General features: G+C 69.0%; 16 protein-coding genes. 3 read left to right on the forward strand and 13 right to left on the reverse strand.

The genetic code is table 11. The annotated features are described in order from the left end of the window. Positions 1–285 precede the first annotated feature (285 nt). Positions 286–1,311 (reverse strand): LacI family DNA-binding transcriptional regulator, encoded by a 1,026-nt coding sequence (locus B0F77_RS39825; RefSeq protein ID WP_086668263.1) that lies wholly within the window; start codon positions 1,309–1,311, stop codon positions 286–288. 79 nt (positions 1,312–1,390) lie between these two features. Continuing rightward, complete coding sequence (locus B0F77_RS39830) at positions 1,391–2,413, reverse strand: GNAT family N-acetyltransferase (RefSeq protein ID WP_143467169.1); 1,023 nt, start codon at positions 2,411–2,413, stop codon at positions 1,391–1,393. Between the two features lie 71 nt (positions 2,414–2,484). On the opposite strand from B0F77_RS39830, the gene B0F77_RS39835 reads away from it, so the two are divergent. Beyond that, positions 2,485–3,684 carry an esterase-like activity of phytase family protein gene (locus B0F77_RS39835; RefSeq protein ID WP_086668244.1) on the forward strand — a complete coding sequence of 400 codons (1,200 nt, stop codon included), beginning with the start codon at positions 2,485–2,487 and terminating at the stop codon, positions 3,682–3,684. 78 nt (positions 3,685–3,762) lie between these two features. On the opposite strand, the gene B0F77_RS39840 is transcribed toward B0F77_RS39835, so the two are convergent. From B0F77_RS39840 to B0F77_RS39885, 11 genes are all read right to left on the reverse strand, one after another. Further along, on the reverse strand, positions 3,763–5,178 hold the full coding sequence (locus tag B0F77_RS39840; RefSeq protein ID WP_086668245.1) for a GH1 family beta-glucosidase: 1,416 nt from the start codon (positions 5,176–5,178) through the stop codon (positions 3,763–3,765). Positions 5,179–5,182: 4 nt separating this feature from the next. After that, a complete protein-coding gene (locus B0F77_RS39845; RefSeq protein WP_086668246.1) occupies positions 5,183–6,007 on the reverse strand; it encodes a carbohydrate ABC transporter permease in 825 nt (274 codons plus the stop codon). A gap of 7 nt (positions 6,008–6,014) precedes the next feature. Continuing rightward, on the reverse strand, positions 6,015–6,992 hold the full coding sequence (locus B0F77_RS39850) for a carbohydrate ABC transporter permease (protein ID WP_425435788.1): 978 nt from the start codon (positions 6,990–6,992) through the stop codon (positions 6,015–6,017). Then, positions 6,989–8,251 carry an ABC transporter substrate-binding protein gene (locus B0F77_RS39855; RefSeq protein ID WP_086668247.1) on the reverse strand — a complete coding sequence of 421 codons (1,263 nt, stop codon included), beginning with the start codon at positions 8,249–8,251 and terminating at the stop codon, positions 6,989–6,991. Before B0F77_RS39855 ends, B0F77_RS39850 begins: the two co-directional genes overlap by 4 nt. A 520-nt stretch (positions 8,252–8,771) precedes the next feature. Further along, a complete protein-coding gene (locus B0F77_RS39860) occupies positions 8,772–11,297 on the reverse strand; it encodes an ABC transporter permease (RefSeq protein WP_086668248.1) in 2,526 nt (841 codons plus the stop codon). A 5-nt stretch (positions 11,298–11,302) separates the two neighbouring features. Next, the gene (locus B0F77_RS39865) at positions 11,303–12,055 is read right to left on the reverse strand and encodes an ABC transporter ATP-binding protein (RefSeq protein WP_086668265.1); all 753 of its coding nucleotides are present in this window, start codon (positions 12,053–12,055) and stop codon (positions 11,303–11,305) included. 119 nt (positions 12,056–12,174) lie between these two features. Then, a complete protein-coding gene (locus B0F77_RS39870) occupies positions 12,175–15,141 on the reverse strand; it encodes a helix-turn-helix transcriptional regulator (RefSeq protein WP_086668249.1) in 2,967 nt (988 codons plus the stop codon). A gap of 11 nt (positions 15,142–15,152) precedes the next feature. After that, entirely contained in the window at positions 15,153–15,308 is a 156-nt protein-coding gene (locus B0F77_RS48290; RefSeq protein ID WP_158102953.1) for a hypothetical protein, read from the reverse strand. 137 nt (positions 15,309–15,445) lie between these two features. Further along, positions 15,446–18,280, reverse strand: coding sequence for an AfsR/SARP family transcriptional regulator (locus B0F77_RS39875; RefSeq protein WP_086668250.1), 2,835 nt, complete (start codon positions 18,278–18,280; stop codon positions 15,446–15,448). A gap of 317 nt (positions 18,281–18,597) precedes the next feature. After that, positions 18,598–18,780: a DUF397 domain-containing protein gene (locus tag B0F77_RS39880; protein ID WP_245849277.1), complete on the reverse strand. Its 183-nt coding sequence runs from the start codon at positions 18,778–18,780 to the stop codon at positions 18,598–18,600. A gap of 32 nt (positions 18,781–18,812) precedes the next feature. Beyond that, positions 18,813–19,661: a helix-turn-helix domain-containing protein gene (locus B0F77_RS39885; RefSeq protein ID WP_086668252.1), complete on the reverse strand. Its 849-nt coding sequence runs from the start codon at positions 19,659–19,661 to the stop codon at positions 18,813–18,815. A 147-nt stretch (positions 19,662–19,808) separates the two neighbouring features. Here B0F77_RS39885 and B0F77_RS39890 point away from each other — a divergent pair, with 147 nt between their 5' ends. Both B0F77_RS39890 and B0F77_RS39895 read left to right on the forward strand, forming a co-directional pair. Then, positions 19,809–20,126, forward strand: coding sequence for a hypothetical protein (locus B0F77_RS39890; RefSeq protein WP_086668253.1), 318 nt, complete (start codon positions 19,809–19,811; stop codon positions 20,124–20,126). A gap of 391 nt (positions 20,127–20,517) precedes the next feature. After that, the gene (locus B0F77_RS39895) at positions 20,518–22,731 is read left to right on the forward strand and encodes a SulP family inorganic anion transporter (RefSeq protein WP_086668254.1); all 2,214 of its coding nucleotides are present in this window, start codon (positions 20,518–20,520) and stop codon (positions 22,729–22,731) included. Positions 22,732–22,797 lie beyond the last annotated feature (66 nt).

Below are 22,797 nucleotides of genomic sequence, written 5' to 3' on the forward strand. Positions count from 1 at the left end.
CAGATTGGCGGGCCAAGTCATTTCCGCTGATGGGCGTCTGCAAGTACCACCAACTCTTGATCAAATCGCCGCCAACTACACCCAACATGGTCGACAGTTGCCGAATATGTCTGGGCCGGGCGCGGTGTGGCGGCGGGATCGACGAGGCCAGTTGGTAGTAGCAAAGTGCTTGTTGATGTTGGGTTGGTGGTACTTGCACACGCCATCGACAACCAGGGGAAGCACGCAACCGCATGGTCGCCGCCCGCACGGTGACCACCCGCCCGGTCGCGCCCCCAGCAGCGATCAAGCCGACTCGCGCCGAACCAACACAGTAGGCAGCATCTGCTTCTTGCTCTTGACAGTCTCATCCCGAAGCAGCTTCATCAGGTGCTCGACCATGTGCTTGACCTGCTCATCAGAGTCCTGCCGCACCGAAGTCAACGTAGGCGAAGTGTGCTCAGCAATGCTCACGTGGTCGTCAAACCCGACCACAGCAACATCCTCAGGCACCCGCCGCCCAGCCTCGTGCAAAGTCTCCAAAGCCCCAGCAGCCATCAAGTCAGAAGCCACAAAAACAGCATCCAACCCAGGCACCCGAGACAACAACACGGACATCGCCTTACGCCCACCCTCCCGGGTGAACCCACCATCCTCGGTAACCCGAGCAGCCCCCTTGTCGTCCAACGACAAGGCCGACTTGAACCCGTTCAACCGATCAATGGCGGACAGCTCGTCCAACGGCCCGGAAACGTGCACGATCTTCCGCCGTCCAAGCGACTTCAAGTGCTCGGTGGCGAGAACCGCGCCACCCTCGTTGTCGTTGTCCACGAGGTGCATCCCCCGCAACGACCCCCACGGCTTGCCGGCGTACACCACCGGCAGCGGCAGCTTCTTCACGATCGACACGAGTTCGTCGTTGCGGTGCGGCGCGAACACCAGGGCGCCGTCGACGTGGCCGCCGGCGAGGAACCGGTGTGCGCGCGCCTGGTCGTCCGGCGAGTGCACCAGCATGAGGACCATCTGCACGTCGACGTCGGCCAGCGCGCGGGCGCCGGCGCGGATCAGGCGGGCGAAGTGCGGGTCGTCGAAGATCTTGGGTTCCGGCTCGGAGAACACCACCGCGACGGCGCCGGTGCGGCGGGTGACGAGGGCGCGGGCGGCGCGGTTCGGCTGGTAGCCCAGGGCGTGCACGGCGGCGTTGACGGCCTCCAGTGCCTCGGGGCTGACGCGCGGCGACGCGTTCAGCACTCGCGACGCCGTGGCGCGGCTGACCCCAGCCCTCGCGGCCACGTCCTCCAACGTCGGACGCGCGTGGTTGGACACGAGCACCACCAACTCCTCGATGAAAACCTTTGAGTCGGCGGTCAGCTTAGCCGCAAGCGATCTCCGAGGAGTGTTTCCGCGCTGTTCATCGTGTTTTTTCGGCCGTTGCTGTCGCAACTGGCGTCTTCAGCGCATGCCCGCCCGGCATGATCGACACCCGCAGCAGGCCGTCCTCCCGGCGTGTCGTGGTCTCCAGGCCCGCCCGCGCGGCTGTCCGGACCAGAGCGTTCTCCGCCGGCAGGCACCACGCCACCAACTCGGTGTAGCCGGCGGCGCGGGCGTCGGAGGCCAGTGCGCCGAGCAGTGCCGCGCCCACGCCACGGCGCTGCCACGCGTCCTCGACGAGCAGCGAGACCTCCGCGCAGTCCGGTGTGCCGGTGTGGATGAGCTGGCCGAGCGCGACCACCTGGTCCGCGCACTGGGCGAGGATCGTGGTACCGCGCGGCGGGTTGAGCAGGCGGTGCAGCCACCGGCGGGGCACCGTGCGCATGCCGGAGTGGTAGCGGTTGAACAACGTCTTCATGGAACAGCGGGTGTGCAGGCCGGCGACGGCGTCCTCGTCCTCGCCGGTGCCGGGGCGCAGAACCAGGGCCACGCCGTCATCGCTGAGCATTCCGCGCATCGCCGGCGCCGGTGCTTCCGCGAGGTCGAGCAACGCCTGCGCACGCGCGAGTTCGACCTGGGTGAACCGGGCCCAGCCGCGCCTCGCCACCAGATCTCCCAACTGGACCTGGTCGTCCGCCGCCTCGCCGCGGGTCACCGAGTCGGCGGCCAGCACCAGCCGCAACGCCTCCGCGGTCTGGTCCGGATCGGCGAGCATCATCCTGGCCGCGCGCAACGCCGCCGTCGGCTCGTCCACGAGATCCCTCATGTCGGCGCCGGTGATCCCGACGCGTTTGCCGCCCTCGCTGCGCACCGCCTCGACGAGGTCGGCGGGCAGCACGCCCTCGCCCGCCCGCACGACGATCTCGTCGAGCACTCCGCCGGGAACGGGGATCACCTGCAACGCGAGCACGTTGCAGTCGGCCGCGGCCAGCCGGACGGTGACGCGGGCGAGCGCGCCGGGGCTGTCGCTGAGTTCGAAGCGCATGCGCCAGGTCGTCGTCATGCGTCAAGAGTTCACGGAGCTTGTTGCCGCGAGACGAACCACGGGTAAAACGATCGACATAGGGTCGCCCCATGAGGAGAACTCTGGCCGCAGGCCTCACCCTGCTCACCGTCACCGCGCTGGCCACGCCCATCGCCGCCGCTCCGGAAGGGGCGAGTAGGAAGGCTCCCGGGCAGGCCACCCTGACGAACTTCGCCTTTCTCCCGGCGGAGACCTACCTGCCCGGCAGCGAACCGAGCGGCGCGGCACTGGGGACCGCCCCGATCAACGGGGTCACGCCGCCGTTCGCCGACCAGCCGATCCAGGGCTTCAGCGGGCTCGTCCGCAACAGCGACGGCACGTTCGACGCCATCTCCGACAACGGCTACGGCACCAAGGCCAACAGCGCGGACTGGCTGCTCCGCATCAACCGCATCGCGCCGAACTTCAAGACCGGCGCCGTCGACGTCGTCGGCGGCATCACGCTCACCGACCCGAACAGCCACATCCCGTTCCCGCTGACGAGGCCGGACCGGGTGATCACCGGTGCGGACATCGACATCGAGTCGGTCACCAGGGGCGCCGACGGCACCTACTGGATGGGTGACGAGTTCGGTCCCTACCTGCTGCACTTCGACCGGGCCGGCCGCCTGATGGCACCACCGGTACCGCTGCCGGGCGTGCGCGCCCCGGAGAATCCCGCCGGCAACCCCAACCTGGGCGGCAGCAAGGGGTTCGAGGGCATCACGCTGTCCCCCGACGGCAAGACGATCAACGCGCTGCTGGAGGGCACCGTCGCCGGTGACACGCCGGGCACGCTGCGGCTCAACGAGTTCGACATCGCGAGCAACACCTTCACCGGCAAGACGTGGCGCTACCAGCTGGAGGACCCGAACTTCGCGATCGGTGACGCCATCGCGGTCGACGCCAACCGGCTGTTGATCGTCGAACGTGACAGCGCCCAGGGCGTCGACGCCGTCGTCAAGCGCGTCTACCTCGCGGACAAGCGGGACAAGGACAAGGACGGCAAGCTCGACAAGACGATGGTCGCCGACCTGCTCAACGTCGCGAACCCGAAGCACGTCGGCGGGTTCGCGGACCCGTTCAAGTTCCCGTTCGTCACGATCGAGGACGTCACGATCCTCGACGACCGCACGCTCGCGGTGCTCAACGACAACAACTTCCCGTCGTCGTCGGGCCGCACCCCTGGCAAGCCGGACAACAACGAGTTCATCACCATCAAGCTCGCCGAGAACCTGCACGCCGACCCGAGGGTCCTGCGCAGGCGTTAGTCAAGAGAGCGCTCTCACCTGCGGCACAGCTGTATCCGCAGGTGAGAGTGCCAAGGCCCCCTCGGCCCGTCTCTTCGGCTAAACGGTGTAGCCGTGCGCGGGAAGTCCGTTCTGCCCGATGATCCGGGACAACGTGACCGCGCTTTCCTTCACCGTGCGCCGCTGCGTCTCGAAGTCGACGTGCACGATCCCGAACCGCTGCGAGTACCCGGCCGCCCATTCGAAGTTGTCGAGCAGCGACCACGCCAGGTAGCCGCGGACGTCGGCGCCCTCGGAGATCGCCCGGTGCACCGCGCGCACGTGGTCCACCAGATAGCGGGTCCGCTCGACGTCGACCACGCGTCCCATCGGGTCCACGACGTCCGGGAACGCGGACCCGTTCTCCGTGACCACCAGCGGCACCCCGCCGGCGTCGCGCGACAACCGGATCAGCAACTCCGTGAACGCGTCGGCGTTCTGCTCCCACCCGAACCCGGTCAGCTCACCCTGCGGCGGCTGCAGGGTGACCCCGCGCAGCCCCGCGTGCGGCCCGGCCGGCACGAAGTCGGGGTCGGCGGGCGCGACCCTGGTCGGGTTGTAGTAGTTCACGCCGATCCAGTCGATCGGGGTCGCGATGGTCTCCATGTCCCCGTCGCGGACCACGTTCGTCCAGTCACCCAGCCAGGTGGTGTCCTGGAGGACGTCCAAGGGGTAACCGCGGCCGCAGATCGGGTCGAGCAGGATGCGGTTCTGCAGCCCGTCGACCTTCCGCACGGCCTCGGGATCGTCGCCCCAGACGGTGCTGAAGTTGAGCACGATCGACAGCCGGTGCGACTCCGGTGCCTGCGCGCGCAACGCCTGGGTGGCGAGGCCGTGGGCCAGCAGCAGGTGGTGCGCCGCCTCCAGGGACGCCACCGCGTCGGTGATGCCCGGCGCGTGGATTCCGTTGCCGTAGCCCAGGAACGCGGACACCCACGGCTCGTTCAGCGTGGTCCAGGCCTGCACCCGGTCACCCAGCCGTTCATGCACGAGGGCGGCATAATCGGCGAAGCGGTAGGCCGTGTCGCGGTTGCGCCAGCCACCGAAGTCCTCCAGGACCTGCGGCAGGTCCCAGTGGTACAGCGTGACCAGCGGCTGGATGTCCTTCTCCAGCAACGAGTCCACCAGCCGGTCGTAGAACGCGAGCCCGCGCTCCTCGACCGGTCCGCTGCCGCTCGGCTGGATCCGGGGCCACGCCACGGAGAACCGGTACGACGCCAGCCCCAGCGAGGCCATCAGGTCCACATCGGACTCGTACCGGTTGTAGTGGTCGCAGGCCGGGTCACCCGTGTCGCCAGCCAGCACCTTGCCGGGCGTCGCCGCGAACGTGTCCCAGATCGAGGCGCCACGACCGTCCACTGTGGTCGAGCCCTCGATCTGGAACGCCGCGGTCGCCGCTCCCCACAGGAAGTCCGGCGGGAAGGTCAGCACCTCCTGCTCGACCTCGACGCCGGAGACGTCCGAGTCGGTCGTCATTCACTCATCCCTTCACCGCGCCCTGCATGATTCCGCCGACGATCTGACGCGACAGCAGGACGAAGATCGCAATCACGGGCAGCACTGCAAGGGAGGCTCCGGCGAGCATCAACGAGTAGTCCGTGTAGTACCCGCTGGCCAGCGTCGAGAGCGCCACCTGAACCGTCGGGCTGTCGTTGGGATCCAGCACGATCAACGGCCAGAAGAAGTCGTTCCACGCCGTCATGAACGTGAACATGCCGAGCACCGCCGCCTGGGGCCGCACCGCCGGGAAACCGACGTGCCAGAACGTCCGCAGCACCGAACACCCGTCGACGCGGGCGGCCTCGATCAGCTCGTGCGGCACGGTCTCCTCGCACGCCTGGCGCATCCAGAACACCGCGAACGACCCGATCAGCACCGGCACGATGACCGCCTGCAGCGTGCCGTACCAGTCGAGGTCGGACATCAGCATGTACAGCGGGATCACGCCGAGCTGCGTCGGCACCATCGCGGTGCCGAGCACCACGAGGAACAGCGAGTCGCGGCCCTTGAACCGCAGCCGTGCGAACGCGAAGCCCGCGAGCGTGCCCAGCACGACGTTCGAGATCGCCACGGACGCCGCCACGATGAACGAGTTCTGCATGGCGAGCCAGAAGTCGACGGTGTCGAAGACGCGGGTGATGTTCTCGACCAGGTTCCCGCCGGGGACCAGCGGCGGCACCTTCTCGCCGAGGACCGAGTTGTCCTTCGACGCCACGATGAACGAGTAGTACAGCGGGAACACCGAGGCCACCAGGACGGCGACCAGGAACCCGTAGAGCAGCGGACCTGCCTTGGCGTTCTTCATCGAGCGATCACCCCTTGCCCGCGATGCGCCGGGTCAGCGTGAAGTTGATGACGGCGACCACCAGGACGACCAGGAACAGCATCCACGCGATGGTGGCCGCGTACCCGGCGTCGAACAGCCGGAAGCCCTTCTCGTACATGTAGAGCACCAGCGTCTGGAACTGCCGGTCGGAGCCGCCGGTGGAGTTGTTGGCGGCGAACCCGGGATCGAACAACGCGGGCTCGGCGAACAGCTGCAGACCGCCGATCGTCGAGGTGACGACGGTGAACAGGATCGTCGGCCGGATCGACGGCACGGTGATCGACCAGAACATCCGCCAGCGCGACGCACCGTCCAAAGTGGCCGACTCGTACATGTCCTTGGGCACCGACTGCATCGCCGCCAGGTAGAGCAGCGCGTTGTACCCGGTCCAGCGCCACATGACCATTGTGGACACCGCGAGGTGCGAGGCCCACGTCTCGGCGCGCCAGTCGATCGGGTCGATCCCGACGAAGCCGAGCAGGAAGTTCACGATGCCGAAGTCGCGGCCGAAGAACTGCGCGAACACCAGCGCCACCGCGGCGACCGAGATGACGTTGGGCAGCAGCACGCCCGCGCGCCAGAACGCTCGTCCACGCAGTCCCCGGTCGAGCAGCGCGGCCAGGCCGAGCGCGGCCAGCAGCTGCGGCACCGTCGACAACACGAACAGGCTCAGCGTGTTGAACAGCGCGTTCCAGAACTTGGTGTCGGAGAACAGCTCGACGTAGTTGGCGAGACCGACGAAACCCTGGTCGCCGTCGATCAGCTGCCAGTCGTGCAGCGACACCCACGCCGTGTACACCAGCGGGTAGAGCCCGAAGATCCCGAACACCAGGAAGAACGGCGCGATGATCAGGTACGGCGTGTACTTGGCGTCCCAGCTGTTCAGCCGGAGGCGCTTCGGTTGCGGAGAAGAAGGAACCGAGGCGGCCGGAGCCGCCTCGGCCTTGGTGCGGACCGCCGTCACTTGGCCGCGTCCGTCGCTTCCTTCAACGCCTGCGTCCACGCGTCAGCCGCGGGCTGCTTGCCCTGCTCGACGCGGGTCAGCGCGGTGCCGAACACCGGTCCGACCTTCGAGTCCTTCGTGCCGCGGTAGGTCGGCTTCAGCGACTCGGCGGACGACGCGAAGATCTTGCCCACCGGAGCCTTGTTGAAGTAGTCGTTGACCGTGGCCTGGACCTCGGCGTCCTGGTAGACCTTCGGCTGGCTGGGCAGGTTGCCGGTCTCCTTGAAGATCCGCTTCTGCTGCTCGGGCGCCGTCAGCCACTTGGCCAGCTCGTAGGCCTCCTTGGGGTGCTTGCCCTGCTTGGGGATCGCGAGGAACGAGCCACCCCAGTTGCCGCCGCCACCGGGCGCCGTCGTCACGTCCCACTTGCCGGCCGCCGCGTCGCCGGCACCCGCCTTGATCAGCGCGAGCGCCCAGGCCGGGCACGTGGTGGTGGCGAACGAACCCTGCTTCAGCGCGACGTTCCAGTCCTGGCTGAACGGCTCCAGCGCACCGGTCTGCTGCTTGGTGCCGAGCGCCGCCGCCGTGTCGAACGCCGTCTTGACCTTGTCGTTCTTCTCCGCGATGTAGGAGTCGTCCTTCGCGAAGTAGCCCTCCTCGGTCTGGTCGAGGATGGCCTTGTAGACGTTGCGGCCGGTGTCGACGAACTTCACGTTCGGCGTCTTGGCCGTGAACTGGTCGGCGACCTTCGCGTAGTCGGCCCAGGTCGGCCACAGCTTCGCGACGGCCTCGCGGTCCGTCGGCAGACCGGCCGCCTCGAACAGGTCGCGCCGGTAGCAGAGCCCCAGGCTGCCCATGTCCGTGCCCAGCCCCAGCACGAACTCACCGCCGTCCGCGGTGCCCTGGTTCCACTTCCAGCCGGCCCACTGGTCCTTGAGGTCCTTGGCGCCGTACTCCGCGAGGTTCACGAACTTGTCCTTGGAGGCGCGGAACTGCGAGACCACGCCCTCCTCGAGCGCGACGATGTCCGCCGCCCCACGCCCACCCGCGAGCTGCGTCGCGAGCTGCGTGTTGTGCTGTTCCATCTTGACCTTGCGCTGCTCGATCTTGATGTTCGAGTGCGAGGCCTGGTACTCCTCGATCAGCTTGTCGTAACCGAAGTCGGAGAACAGGCCCAGCGACAGCTCGACCTTGCCGTCGGCCTCGGAACTCCCGCCGCACCCTGCGGCCAGAACCATCACGAGGGTCGCAGCGACGCTGCCGACCAGCCTTCTGCTCATCCGTCCTCCTCGACGGGCGGCGCCACAGGCGCAGCTGACTGTTGTGAGAGCGCTCTCACACTCAACCGGAGAAGCGCGGGTGTCAAGCGGTCGACATCGTTCCGTAACTTTGTGGAGGCGGGCAACAAAAACCCGGACCGGGATCCGACCACGTCCCGGCCGACTCGGCCGCAGACCCCCGGAAACGACGAAGAGGGACGACCGGGCCCTCGCTCCGGTCGTCCCTCACCCCAGGTAGAGGGCCCCGCGCCCCAAAAGTGACGCGCGCCCCCGAAGATTTTTCCGCCAACTTCCGCCCTCCCCCCTGCCGGGCTGGCACGCGGGGCCCCCGCGTGCACCAGGAGTGAACGAAATGCCCCCCGCGTGCCGTCCGGAAATTTCGGGATGCGGAAAACGCAGCGGAGGCCCGGTGCCCCGACGGCACCGGACCTCCACCGATCCCCCGGTCGTGCGGCCCCTGTTTCCGCACTCCCGAACCCGCCTGACCCAGGCCCCGACACCGGGGGCCAGGCGGGGTGTTTTACGCCTCCGCCATCCCCGCGACCACGGAGTTCTTCGCCGCGCGCCGGGCGGGCAGCGCGGCCGCGATGATCGCCGCGACCACGGCCAGCCCGAGCATGATCCCGATCTGACCGAACGGGATGGAGAAGGTGATCTGGAACTCCGAGTTGGAGATCGCCTCGACCAGCAGCCAGCCGAACCCGGCACCGAGCGCGACGCCCACGACCGCGCCGATCAGCGCCATCAGGATCGACTCGACCACCAGCATCTGCCGCAGCTGGCCCCTGGTCAGGCCCAGCGCCCGCAGCAGGGCCGACTCGCGGGTCCGCTCCAGCACCGACAGCGTCAGCGTGTTCGCGATGCCGAACAGGGCGATGATCAGCGCCAGGCCGACGAGGGCCCAGATGAACAGCAGGATCTGGTCGATCTGCGAGTTCAGCTCGGCCTTGGTCTCCGCCGCGGAGTTCAGCACCGCGACCGGCGACGTGGCGATGGCGCGTTCCAGGTCGGCGCGGGCGGCCGTGATGTCGGTGCCCGGCGCGAGCTTGACCAGCAGCTTCTGGTAACCCTTCGGCGCTTCCTTCAGCACGCTCTGCGCCGAGGTCAGCGTCACGATGCCCGCGCCGTAGCTGTTGTCCTTGATCAACGCGACGACCTTGAAGTCCTTGTCGTTGATCTTCAGCGTCGACCCGAGCGACAGACCGGAATCCTTGGCGTCCCGCTCGCGCAGTGCGATCTCGCCGTCCTTGAGGCCGGTCAGCGTTCCGCTGACCAGTTCCGGGCGCACCAGCGTGCCGATCGCGTCGGGCGGGAAGCCGGTGACGTCGCCGTACTTGAGCTTGTCGGACTCGCCGAACACGCTGAGTTCCGGCGCGATCTTCGCGACGTTCTTCACCTTCGCCAGGTCATCGGCGAACTTCTGCGTGAGCGGCTGGCTGTAGACGTTCGAGCTGACCTCGTAGTCGGCCGGGAACCTCTTGTCGACCTGCTCGTTCATGGTCTGGCGGCCACTGCCGGCCACGACCGCCACCATCGCGACGATGGTCACGCCGATCATCAACGCCGCCGTCGTGGCCGCGGTGCGCTTCGGGTTGCGGCCAGCGTTGGCCGAGGCCAGCTTGGCCGGAACACCGTGCAGCGCCTTGCCGAACAGGCGGTTCACCAGCGGTACGTAGAGAGGGCCGAGCAGCAGCACCGCCAGCAGCAGCACCATCGTGGCGCCGCCGGTGATGAACATCGCCGGCTCTTCCTTCTCCTGCTGCAGGCCGAAGTAGACGGCGACGCCACCGATCAGCGCGATGAGCGTCGCGATGACGATCCGGACCTTGCCGGTGCGGGCGACGTCGTCGTGGCTGTCCGGCTGCGAGCGCAGGGCGGCCACCGGGGCGACCTTCGTGGCGCGGCGGGCCGGCAGCACGGCCGACAGCACGGTCACGACGACACCGACGCCGAAGCCGGCGGCGATGGTCACCCACGAGATCGGCAGGCGGATCTCGACGTCGCCGCCACCGCCGGGGCCACCGACCGTGCCGATGAGGGCCTGCAGGCCCGCCGAGACGCCGAGGCCGCCGATGATGCCCAGCACCGATGCCGCGAGACCCATGAAGACCGCTTCGGCGAGCACGCTGCGGAACACCTGCCCGCGTTCCGCACCGACGCAGCGCAACAGTGCGAGTTCCTTCGTGCGCTGGGCGACGAGGATCGTGAAGGTGTTGTAGATGACCATGCCCGCGACGATGAGCGAGATCGCGGCGAACGCGAGCAGAAAGGTGCGGATCTCGCCGGCTGCGTCACCTACCTGCTCCAGCGTCTCCTTGGTCAACTGCTCGCCGGTCTGCACTTTGTAGCCGGAGCCGACGGCCTTGTTGATGTTGTCGACGAGCTGCTGCTGGGTCACGCCGTCCTTGGCGACGGCCACGATCTCGTAGATCCGCTGGTCCGGGATGATCGTGCGCAGCCCCTCCGGCGAGAGCACGACGTGGTCGCTGCCGGACATGGACAGGCTGCTGGCGCCCTGCTGGTAGGTACCGACGATGGTGAACGAGTGCTCGGCGTTGTCCTTGTCGAGCATCTTGAGCTTGTCGCCGACCTTGAGCTTGGCGACCTGCGCGGTCTTGACGTCGATCGCGGCCTCGTCGGCCCTGCCCGGGAACTTGCCTTCCTTGAGGTTGAAGTCCCGCAGCTTCTCGGTGGTCGGCAACGGCTGCACCAGCGCGTTGCGCGCCTTGTTGTCGCTGCCGATCAGTGCGGCGCTGCCGAACTCACGGGAGTCGGCTCCCGTGACGCCCTGCGCGGACTTGACCTTCTGCAGCACGTCGGCCGGGATGCCGTTCTGCATCTGCTCCGAGGAGCTGTTGTCCGCGAGGTGCACCGCCGCGTCCACGTTGCGGGCGCTGCGGGCGAAGTTGTCCCTGGTCTGGGCCTCGACGGCGTCGCCGAGCACGAGCGTGCCCGTCACGAACGCGACGCCGAGCGCGATGGCGATGCTGGACAGCACCAGCCGCGCCGTGCGGGCACGCAGGCCCGCGAGGATCGTCTTCAGCATCTAGCTCACGCCCCCAGGTGCGTGAGGGCGTTGACGACGGACTCGGTGGTGGGCTGGTGGATCTCGCCCGCGAGGCGGCCGTCGGCCAGCAGCACCACGCGGTCCGCGTAGCTCGCGGCCACCGGGTCGTGCGTCACCATGATCACGGTCTGGCCCATCTTGCGGACCGACATGCGCAGGAAGTCGAGGACCTCGGCACCGCTGCGGGAGTCCAGGTTGCCGGTCGGCTCGTCGGCGAAGATGACCTCGGGACGGGCGACGAGCGCACGGGCACACGCCACGCGCTGCTGCTGGCCACCGGACAGCTCGGTCGGACGGTGGGTGAGGCGGTCGCGCAGACCGAGGACGTTGACGATCGTGTCGAACCACTGCTTGTCGGGCTTGCGGCCGGCGAGCTCCAGGCCCAGCAGGATGTTCTGCTCGGCGGTCAGCGTCGGCAGCAGGTTGAAGGCCTGGAACACGAAGCCGACGCGGTCGCGGCGCAGCTTGGTCAGGTCCTTGTCGCCCAGCTTGGTGATCTCGGTCTGTCCGATGTGGATCGCGCCGCTGTCCACCGTGTCCAGTCCCGCGAGGCAGTGCATCAGCGTGGACTTGCCGGAACCGGACGGGCCCATGATCGCGGTGAACCGGCCGGCCTCGAACGCGACGTTGATGCCGTCGAGCGCCCGCACCGCGGTGTCACCCTTTCCGTAGACCTTCACCAGGTTGTGGGCCGCCGCGGCGGTCCGGGTGCCGACCTCGGACACCAGTGCAGACATGTCGTGCGCCTTCCTCACAGGGGATGTTCCTTGATGAGGAAGAAGCTATGAGTTCGCTGAGTACGCGGACATCAACTCGGCGACGCGTTGAGCATCAGCCTGAGGTATGACAACCAGGGCTATTCCAGCAGACCCCGGTCGTACGCGATGGCCACGGCCTCCGCCCGCCGGGACGCCCCCAGCTTGGCCATGATCCGGGAAAGGTGCACGGAAACCGTCTTCTCGCTGATGTACAGCTCCTCGCCGACCTCGCGGTTCGTGCGTCCGGAGGCCACCAGCCCGAGCACGTCGCGTTCGCGCGGGGTGAAGAGGTCGATCTGCTCCCTGGAGGGTTCGTCGGCCCGGAGCGTGATGCGGGCCCGCTTGGCGCACGACGCCACGGCTTCCTGCAGCGGCACGGCCTTGAGCCGGGTCGCCACCTCGTCGGCCAGACGCAGTTGTTCGGCGGCTTCGTCGCGGCGATCGGCTCCCAGCAACGCCTCCGCGAGCCGCCACCGGCACAGCGCCTGCTCGAAGACGAGCCCGTAGCCGAACCCGTCGACGGCCCGCTGCCACAGCTCCGGGTCGCCGGAACCCCGCAGCCTGGTCTCCTCGGCCTCGGCGCGGGCGAGCCACGCCCGCCCTTCCGGTCCGAGTTCGCCGGTGCGCGGCTTGCCCTTCTCGGCCGTGAGCCGAACGTACTCGGCGAGCTCGCGACCCTTCGCGACGGCGTTCTGCTCCGCCTCCGCGTCCCGCTTGCGCCGTGCCTTCGCGGCGACGTCCGCGTACGCCGCGATGCCGATCGCGCCGATCCGGATGCCCGCGAGCATCCACGGACCGCCGAGCTTGCGCGTCCACTCCAACGCGTCCGTGACGCGTTCGACGGCCAGTTCCGGACGACCGCGCCACACCGCGAGCTCCGCGCCGGTACCGCCGGTGATCAGCGCGATCTGGATGTCGCGGTGCCAGTCGCTGCGCAGCTTCGTGATCATCCGCTCGGACTCGGCCAGATCACCGCGCGAGACCGTGAGATGCGTGCTGGCGGCCGCGAGCCGGGCCAGCACCGTCGACGACACGGACATGCCGGGCGGTTCGCTGGCCCACGCCGCGTAGTCCCAGTCGCCGACGTAGTAGTGCACGAGCACCTGCAGGATGCGGATCTCCAGCCCGAACATGCTCCAGGTCAGGCCGGTCTCCTTGGCCCTGTCGCCCGCCTCGTTGTAGACGCGCGCCGCCTCGGCCAGTTCGCCCTGGTCGTAGTGCATCAGGCCGTAGTAGTACCAAGCCCTCAGCTCGTTGTTGAACGCGCCGACCTCGCGCGCGCTCTTGATCGCGCGCTCGAAGCTGGCCTTGGCGTCGGCGGGACGCCTCGCGTGGTCGTCGAGGATGGCCAGCGTGCCCAACGCGTCCGCGACCGCACCCGGAGCGTTCGCGAGCCGGCCGTCCGCGATCGCCAGCTCGGCGGTTTCCCGTGCGGCGGCGTCCTCGCGTTGCTGACGCAGCGACGACGCCTTGCCGGCCAGCACGCGGGCGCGGGTGGGGCTCGGTTCACGGTCGTAGACGAGGTCGAGCGCCTTGCCGAGCACCGCGAAGTGCTCCTCCTCGTTGCCGTCCAGGATCGCCAGCGCCTGGGACAGCCGCAGCCACACCTCGGCGGCCTCTTCCGGCGTCTGCTCGGCGGTGATCGCCTTGGTGGCACTGCGGGCGAACGCGACGGCGCGTTCCGGCTGCCCGGCCGTGCCCGCGACCCAGGAGGCCCGGCGCAGCAGCACCGATTCGTCCACATCGGACGGACGGTCCTTCTCGGGGACCGCGTTCCACAGGTTGAGCGCCTTCTCCAGGTAGCGCAACGACTCCGCGGGCGCACCGGCGCGTTCGGCCTCCCGGGACGCCGTGATCGAGGCCTTGAGGGCCTGCGGGAGATCGTGGCTCTGGAAGGCGTGGTGGGCCAGCGCGGCGGCCGCGCCACGTTCGTCGAGGTGCTGGGCCAGGTGGTGCGCGTACGAGGCGTGCAACCTGACCCGCTCGCCCGGCAGAAGATCGCCGTACACGGCTTCCCTGAACAACGCGTGGCGGAACGCGTAGACCTCGTCCTCGTTCACGACCAGCAGGTGGTGCTGCACCAGCTCGCGCAGCGTCGTGTCGAGCTCGACGTCCGACATGCCCGCGACCTCGCGCAGCCGGTCGTGCCGGACCCGGCGGCCGCGAACCGAAGCGACGCGGACGACGTGCTGCGCTTCGGGACTGAGCCGTTCGACCCGGCTGAGCAGCACGTCGGCCAGCGCGGACGGCAGCGACCGGTCGTCACAGGTGGCGACGGCGATGAGTTCCTCGGCGAAGAACGCGTTGCCCTCACTTCGTTCCGCGACCTGCCGCACGACGTCCTCCGGGAGGTCGTCGGACAGCGCCTCGACGAACCTGCGGGCGTCCGCCGCGTTGAACGGCGAGAGGTCGACGCGCTCCACCGCGGGCAGCCGGACCAGCTCGGACAGCAAGGGGCGCAACGGATGGCTGCGGTGCAGGTCGTCCGCGCGGTAGGTGCAGACGACGAGCAGCCGCTGGGAACGCAAGCGGGACAACAGGAACGACAACAGGTACCGAGTGGACGCGTCGGCCCAGTGCAGGTCCTCGACGACCAGCAGCACCCGCTGCTGTTCGGAGAGATCACCGAGCAGCCCGAGCACGGCGTCGAACAGCTGGAGCTGTCCGACGTCCTGCTCGGGCCGGCGTCCTGGGATCAGACTCGGTGCGATCATGCCCTCGGTGCCGGGCTCGCGTTCGGCCGGCAACGCGAGCTGCGGCAGCAACATCGCGAGCGCCGGCCGGTTCGCGGTGTCCTTGAGCGAGCTGAGTGCCTCGGCGAACGGCAGGTAGGGAAGCCCGGTCTCGCCGGCGTCCAGACACCGTCCCATGAGGACGAGCGTGTCCTCGGCGCCGGCGGCCAGTTCGTCCATCAGCCGCGTCTTGCCGACCCCCGCGTCACCGGCGAGCAACACCGCCCCCGCGGTGCCCTCACCGGCCTGCGTGAGCATGGCGCGCAACCGGTTCAACTCGCGGTCGCGCGCGACCAACGGAATTCCGGAACCGAGACGCGCCACAAGAGGCATGCTCGCACAGGTCATGCTTTGACGCCGCCGTGTTTCGCAGAGGTGCGGTGGATCACTCGCTTGATCCACGACGGCGCGCTGCTGCTCGACCGCTGCCAGTTGCACACGGCGTTGTCACGTCGGTAGTCGATTTCCGCCTTGATCGCCTCAGGGGTCCATTCGGTCATGACCACGAGGTTGCCGCTGAGGGTCCTGGTGAGGCATCAGGCAATCACGCAGTCCCGGCCGCCGAACCCCTTACCCCGGCTGTCACGGCGTCTGCAAGTACCACCAAGAACCCACTTGGTGGTACTTGCAGACGCCATCAGCCCACGGAGACCGCGCGGGCCCTGGCCAGGCGGGCACGGATGCTGTCGGCCTCGGGGGCGCCGAGCTCGGTGTACAGCGCCAGCGCCCGCTGCCAGTGCGCCGCCGCCCCCGCCGCACCGAGCCGGTCGAACACCGCGGCCAGCCGGTCGTGCGCCAGCGCCTGGTGGTACGGCGACACCGCGTCACAGGCCACCGCCAGCGCGAGGCGGGCCGCCGACAGCGCGCCCTCGGTGTCGCCGGTTTCCAGCAGCGCCGTGGAGACGTCGGTGTGGCACGCCGCCTCACCGCACTGCTCGTTGACCTCGTGGTACATCCGCAGCGCCACCCGCAGCCACGGCAGCGCGTCCTCGAACCGTTGCGTGTGCAGGTAGAGCAGGCCCAGATGATGATGCGCGTTGGCCTCGGCCCACTTCGAGCCGGCGATCCGCGAGATCTCCATGGCCTCGCGGTAGTGGGCCTCGGCCTCCGCGGCCCGGCCCAGGTCCTGCAGCAGACCGGCGACCGTGGTCAGCGCGCGGGCCTGCTGATGCACGTCTCCCTTGCGGCGGGCCACTTCCAGGGCGCCGCGCTGGGCGTTCAGGGCCTCGTCGAAGCGTTCGAACTGCAGCAGGGCCACACCCAGGTTGAACTGCATGACGAACCTGGCGTCGTCGTCGTTCAGCGCGATCGCGGCCTGCAGCGCGGCTTCGGTGAGACGCAGGGAGGTCTCGCGCTCGGTCCGCAGCCACAGATAGCGCGACAACGTGTACGGCAACTGCCACGCGTGCACGTGCCAGCCGGAAGCCGACGCGTGTTCGGTGGCGGCGATCAGGTTCGCGCGCTCGGCGTCGAACCAGGCCATCGCGTCCGCGGCACCGGACAACGCCGGCACGTGCACGGGACGGTGTTCGGGCGCCACCAGGACGCTGCCGCGGTTGATCGGCAGCATGCCGTCGGCCAGGTCGGAGCAGTGCAGGTAGTAGTCGAGCATGCGACCCGTGGCGGCGCGGCGTTCGGGCTCGGACAGTTCACCGGCCAGGGTCTTGGTGTAGACGCGGACGATGTCGTGGGCCACGTGCCGGCCGGGTTCGCTGACGGACAGCAGGTTCGCGGCGGTCAACGCGTCCAGCGCGCGTTGAGCCTCGACCAGCGTCACGTCGCCCATCGCCGCGACCACGTGCGCGCTCAGGTCCGCGCCGGGGTGCAGGCCGACGATCGCCAGCAGGCGCGCGGGCACCGCGGGCAACGCACGGCGTGAGGCGTCCAGAGCGGCCCGTACGGTGCCTTCACCGTCCTCCAGACCGAGTGCGGCCAACCGTCCTTGCTCGTCCTGCAGTTCCTCGACCAGTTCGGCCACACCGAGCTTCGGGGACACCGCGAGCCGGGCAGCGGCGATCCGCAACGCCAGCGGCAGGCCGTCGCACAGCTCGGCGAGCTCGCGCAGGGCGTCGGCCTCGATGTCCGACCGGCCGGCGATGCGGCCCAGCACGTCGACGGCGGCGTCCTGGTCGAGCATGTCCAGCTCGATCAGCTTCGCCTCGACCTGCGCGACCAGCCCGACCAACCGGCGCCGCGACGTCACCACGACGCACGAGGGCGCGCCCGGCAGCAGCGGCAGCAGATCGGCGGAGCTGCGGACGTTGTCGAGCATCACGAGCATGCGGCGGTCGGCGAGCAGGGTCCGGAGCATCGCCGAGCGTTCATCCACCGAGACGGGCGTGTCACTGGCCGGGACGCCCAGGGCGCGCAGGAACCGGTTGAGCACCTCGCCGATCTCCAGCGGCTCCCGGTTCGGGTCGTAGCCGTGCACGTCGACGTAGAGCTGGCCGTCCGGGAACTCGTCGCGGACCCGGTGCGACCAGTGCAGCGCCAGCGCGGTCTTGCCGACTCCGGCCGGACCGGTCACCAGCAGCACCGGTCCGTCGTGATCGCGCAGCAGCGCGTCCATCAACGCCAGCTCGGGATCCCGGCCGATCAACGCGACGGGCGCGCGCGGAAGCTGGGCGGGGATCGTCATCGGCGCGGGTTCTGGCGGAGCAGCCTGCGCGGGCACGCGGGCCGGCGCACGTTCCGGCTCGGGACTGTCCCCGGCCAGCACGGCCTGGTGCACGCGCCGCAGTTCGGGACCCGGCTCGACACCGAGCTCCTCGATCAGCACGCGCCGGGCTTCCCGGTACGCGGCCAGTGCCTCGGCCTGACGGCCCGCCTGGACCAGTGCCCGCATCAGCAGCCCGTGGCCGCGTTCGCGCAACGGGTGCTCGGCGACCATCGAGGTCAGCTGCGAGACCAGCTCGGGACCCTGCCCGATCGCGAGGCCCAGCTCGGCCCGTTCCTCCAGCACCGCCAGCCGGCGTTCGACGAGCCGGCCGCGTTCGACGTCGCAGAAGAGCCCGGACACACCACCGAGCGGTTCGGCGCGGAACAACGCCAGCGCGTCGTCCAGCTCGACCGCGGCTCCGGCGAGATCACCCGTGGCGCGCATGCGGTTCGCGAGCAGGACCTGACGTTCGAAGACGTCGAGGTCCAGCGCACCGGGCTCGACGCGCAACAGGTAGCCGTCGCCGACCGAGGTCAGCAGCTCGGCAGGAGCCCGCCGGGCGCGGCTCGGTTCGAGCGCGCGTCTCAACCCGGCGACGTAGGTCTGCACCAGGTTCACCGCACTCGAGGGCACGTGGTCGCCCCAGACGGCCTCGATGATCTGCCCCCGGCTGACCGGGGTGTTGCGCGCCAGCAGGAGCACCGCGAGGACGGCGCGCTGCTTCGCCGCACCGAGATCAACCTCGTGACCTGCGCGAACGACCCGGAGAAGGCCGAGAACCTCGAACCGCAGGGGTTCCTCGCCGTGCGTCACCGACCTGTCCTTCGCCTGGTGGCCACCTGGAGCTTGAAGATCACTTCAGTCGGGCTCCAGTCGTGCTGTAGAAGCCATTCTTACGCTTAGCGTGTCCAACCAACCACAGACGGCGAGATCAACGGAAACCGAAGGTCGAGCAGTTGGGACAGGTTGGACCGGACAGCGGAACACCGCTGCTCCCCATGATCGACGTGGGTCGGCCGGCGTGCAAGGGGCATCCAGCCCGCGGCGGCGGAACGCCGGCCGGCCCACGTCCCCCTTGCACGAGAAGGCCCGGCTGGGTTCCCAGCCGGGCCTTCTCGTGTACCTGTCAATCAGCTGACAAAAGAGCCGGTCTTCGCAGCGGCGAGGAAGGTCTCCCATCCGGCGTCGCCGAACTTCAACCGCGCTCCGTCCGCGTTCTTGCTGTCACGGACCGCGGCACCGGCTGAGACGAGCGCGATCTCCACGCACTCGGGCCCACCCGCCGACGAACGGCTGCTCTTGCGCCAACGCAAGCTTTCCACTGTCTGTTCACTCCCGGTCGCAGTCACGCGAGAGTGCGAGCGATCCCCGTGATCAGGGCGGCCGATTCCCTGGAGTTCAGGGCGGATTTCACAAGACGCTCGAACATCTCGGCGTACCAATGGACGTCCGACTGTTGCTCAAGGTAGACGCCACTTCTAGTGCTTTCGATGTACACAACCTCGGGGTCGAGCTGCTCAGGAAAGCTCAGGATGACGAACGGGCCGTCCATCGCAGCATGACCACCGGCGCTGAACGGCACGACCTGCATCGTGACGTTCGGCAGCGCACCGACCTCGAGCAGACGCGCCATCTGCGTGCGCATCACCTCGGTGCCGCCGACGAGCCGGCGCAGGGCGGCTTCGTCGATAACGACGTGCAGGCGCAACGGGTCGTCTTCGCTCAGCAAGGCCTGCCGGGCCTTGCGCAACCGGACTCGCCGGTCGATCTCGGCGGTGCTCGAGTTCGGCAGCACCTGGGAGATCAACGCCCTCGTGTACGCCTCGCACTGCAGCAAGCCGGGGATCATCAGCCCCTGGTAGGTCCTGATCGAGTCCGCGTCGGCCTCGTAGCCCACGTAACGACCGGGCACGATGTCGCCGAACTCGTCCCACCACGCCTTGCGACGGGCTTCCCTGGCGAGCTGGACCAGTTCTTCGAGGGTGGCGGTATCCGCACCGTAGGCCGCGAGCATGTCCCGCACGTCGCGTGGGCTCACCCCCACACGTCCGGTCTCGATACGGCTGATCTTGGAAGCCGAGCACTCCAGGCGCTCGCCCACCTCCTCGATCGTCAGCTCGGCCGCTTCACGCAGGCGCCGGAGCTCGCTGACGAGCCGACGCTTGCGCAGGGTCGGGCTGCTACCCCGTGGCATCCACACCTCCTGGTCGTTCTCAGTTTGAGAGCAAAGGAGCGGTCCGCAAAGGGACGTCATCCATTCGTGTACTGCAACTTGCAGATCGCAGGGAGGTCGGGCCAGTCTGCATGGGCTGCTTACGTAGGGACTGGAGCTCTGAGCCTGATGGCCGTCACGGTGTTCAGCCAACTGGACAAGTCGCTGCACTCCCACCTGGCCACACTCTCCGAGCTCGCCCAGCGCGGCGACGACCAGACCGCCCTCGTGCTCGCCAGGGTTGAGCTGCCGAGGGTGGTCGCGGTGGTCAAGGCGTTGCTGGACGAGCACCAGCCCGACGAGCACGGCCGGTGCGCCACCTGCAAGCGCGGTTGGTTCTCCCGGCGGATGCCCGCACCGTGCCGTGCCTACCTCTCCGCGCAGCTGATCCTGACCGTGGTCGGCCAGGAGACTTCACACGGCAAGCACCTGCGCTCGGTAGGCTGAATTTCGAAACTCGATAGTTCTTCGGAACTGTCGCGATTGTGGGCCGGCTCCGCACCCCCCGACCGGAGCCGGCCCATCTTCGTCATCACCTCGCGTGACGCCACGGGCCAAGATCAACACGGTTGGCTGAAAGATCTGTCACAGCACCGTTTCCGGCCCCATCATTGGTGGCGACGCGGCCTGATCCCGACCCACGATGCCTGTGCCGACACGGAGGTGTTCCCGTGCCGACCCCGCATGACCGCGCCGACGCGCTCGATGCCGTCCGGCCGCGCCGACTGCTGCCCTTAGCGCGCCTCTAGAGCGCGTTCTCGAAGCTCACTCCCCCTTCCCCGCCCTGTGCCGCCGTCGCACGGGGCTATGCCGCTGTTCCGCGAAAGGAAACGTTGTCGTGAGCCATCTGCAGAAGTCCGACGCCGGCGATCACACCCCGCACGGTCCACCGCTGATCCTCAAGCACGACCTGCCCGCGAGCTTCGTGCTGTTCCTCATCTCGATCCCGCTGTCGCTGGGCATCGCGCACGCCACCGGCGCGCCGCTGATGGCCGGCATCATCTCCGCGGTCGTCGGCGGGGTGGTCGTCGGCGCGATCAGCGGGGCGCCGTTGCAGATCAGCGGGCCGGGAACCGGGCTCGTGGTGATCGTGGCCGGGCTGGTGACGCAGTTCGGGTGGGCCGCCACCGCGGCGATCACGCTGGCCGCCGGGGTGCTGCAGCTGGCGTTGGGACTCACCGGGATCAGCCGCGTGGTGATGTCGCTGTCCCCGGCCGTCGTGCACGGAATGCTCGCCGGCATCGGGGTCTCCATCGCCGCCGGGCAGCTCGTGGTGGTGCTGGGCGGCACCGCGGCCTCGTCCGTGCCCGCGAACCTCGCGCTGCTGCCGGGACAACTGGCCGCGGTCCAGCTCGGGCCGGTGGTGGCCGGTGCGGTGGCGATCGCGGTCCTGCTGCTGTGGCCCAGGGTTCCGCGCGCCTCGCTGCTGCCCGCACCGCTGGTCGCCGTCGCCGCCGCGACCGCGCTGGCGTTCGTGCTGCGGCTCGACGTGGCCAAGGTGGACCTGCCGGACAACCACGCGCTGGTGTTCCCCGAGATGCCGCAGGGCAGCACCGGCGCGGTGGTCGCGGCCGTCGTCACGGTCGCGCTGGTGGCGAGCATGGAGTCGTTGCTGTCTGCCGTCGCCACAGACCGGTTGCACGACGGGCCGCGCGCCCGGCTGGACAAGGAGCTCATCGCGCAGGGCACCGGCAACGTGCTCGCGGGCGCGCTCGGAGGGTTCCCGATCAGCGGTGGCCTGGCGCGCAGCTCCACGAACGTCGCGGCGGGCGCGAAAACCCGCTATGCCGCCATCTTCCAGGGCGTGTGGATCGCGGTCGCGGTGCTGGCGTTCGCTCCCGCCCTGGAGTTGATCCCGTTGTCGGCGCTGGCCGGCGTGCTGTTCGTCGTCGGGCTCAAGCTCGTGTCGATCAGCCGGATGCGCAACCTGGTGCGGCACCGGGAGTTCCTGGTCTACGCGGCGACCGCGCTCGGCGTCCTCCTGTTCGGACTGCTCGAAGGCGTGGTCGCGGGTCTGGCGATCGCGCTGCTCCGCGCGCTGTACCGGTTGACGCACTGTTCGGTGCGCGTCGAGGGCAACCGGGTGTGCGTGCGCGGATCGTTGGTGTTCCTCGGGGTCGGGCGGCTCGTGCGCGAGCTGCGCCGGTTGCCGCTGGGGCAGACCGTGGTGCTGGAGCTGCACGTCGACTACCTCGACCACGCGTCGTACGAGGCGATCAACGACTGGTGCGCGAGCTACGAACGGCTCGGCGGCAAGGTGCGCGTCGACGAGGTGCACGACACCTGGTACGACCGCGCGAACCAGGGCAAACCGGGGCGGCGCAAGACGTTGCCCGGCCCGCTGCCCCGCTGGTTCGCGCCGTGGTCGCACTGGCAGGAACCGTCGGACGCGGTGTCGCTGCCCGCCCAGCGGTCCTCCGTGGAGAGCGATCCCATGATCCTGGGCATGCACGAGTTCGAACGGCGTTCGGCACCGCTGGTGCGGCCGTTCTTGCACGAACTGGCGGTGCGCGGGCAACGTCCGCAGCAACTGTTCATCACGTGCGCCGACTCCCGCGTGGTGCCGAACCTGATCACCACGTCCGGACCGGGTGACCTGTTCTGCGTGCGCAACATCGGCAACCTGGTGCCGATGTCCTCCGCCGACGACAGGTCGGTCGGGGCGGCGATCGAGTTCGCGGTCGAGATCCTCAACGTCAACACGATCGTCGTTTGTGGACACTCCGACTGCGGCGCGATGAAGGCGCTGGTGAACGGCTCTGCCGCGCGCGGCTCGCACCTGCACTCGTGGCTGCGCAACGCCGAGCCGTCACTGATCCGGTTCCACGCGCCGACGTCGCCCGGCTGCGCGGAGCTGGCGGTGGCGGACCGGCTGGCCGTCGCGAACGTCGCGCAGCAGCTGGACAACCTGCTCGGCTACCCGAGCGTGCGGGAGGCGATCGCCGCGGGCACGTTGACGTTGAAGGGCATGTACTTCGACATCTCGAACGCCCGCGTGTACCTGGTCGACCCGGACCGCAACGGGCTGGAGCCGGTGCCGGCGCCTGCCTAGTGTCGCGGCCGGCACTGGAAAACACTGGAGCCGCCTCGGTTTCCCGAGGCGGCTCCAGTTCTGTTC

This window comes from Lentzea kentuckyensis, from assembly GCF_002150765.1.
Classification (GTDB): Bacteria; Actinomycetota; Actinomycetes; order Mycobacteriales; family Pseudonocardiaceae; genus Lentzea; species Lentzea kentuckyensis.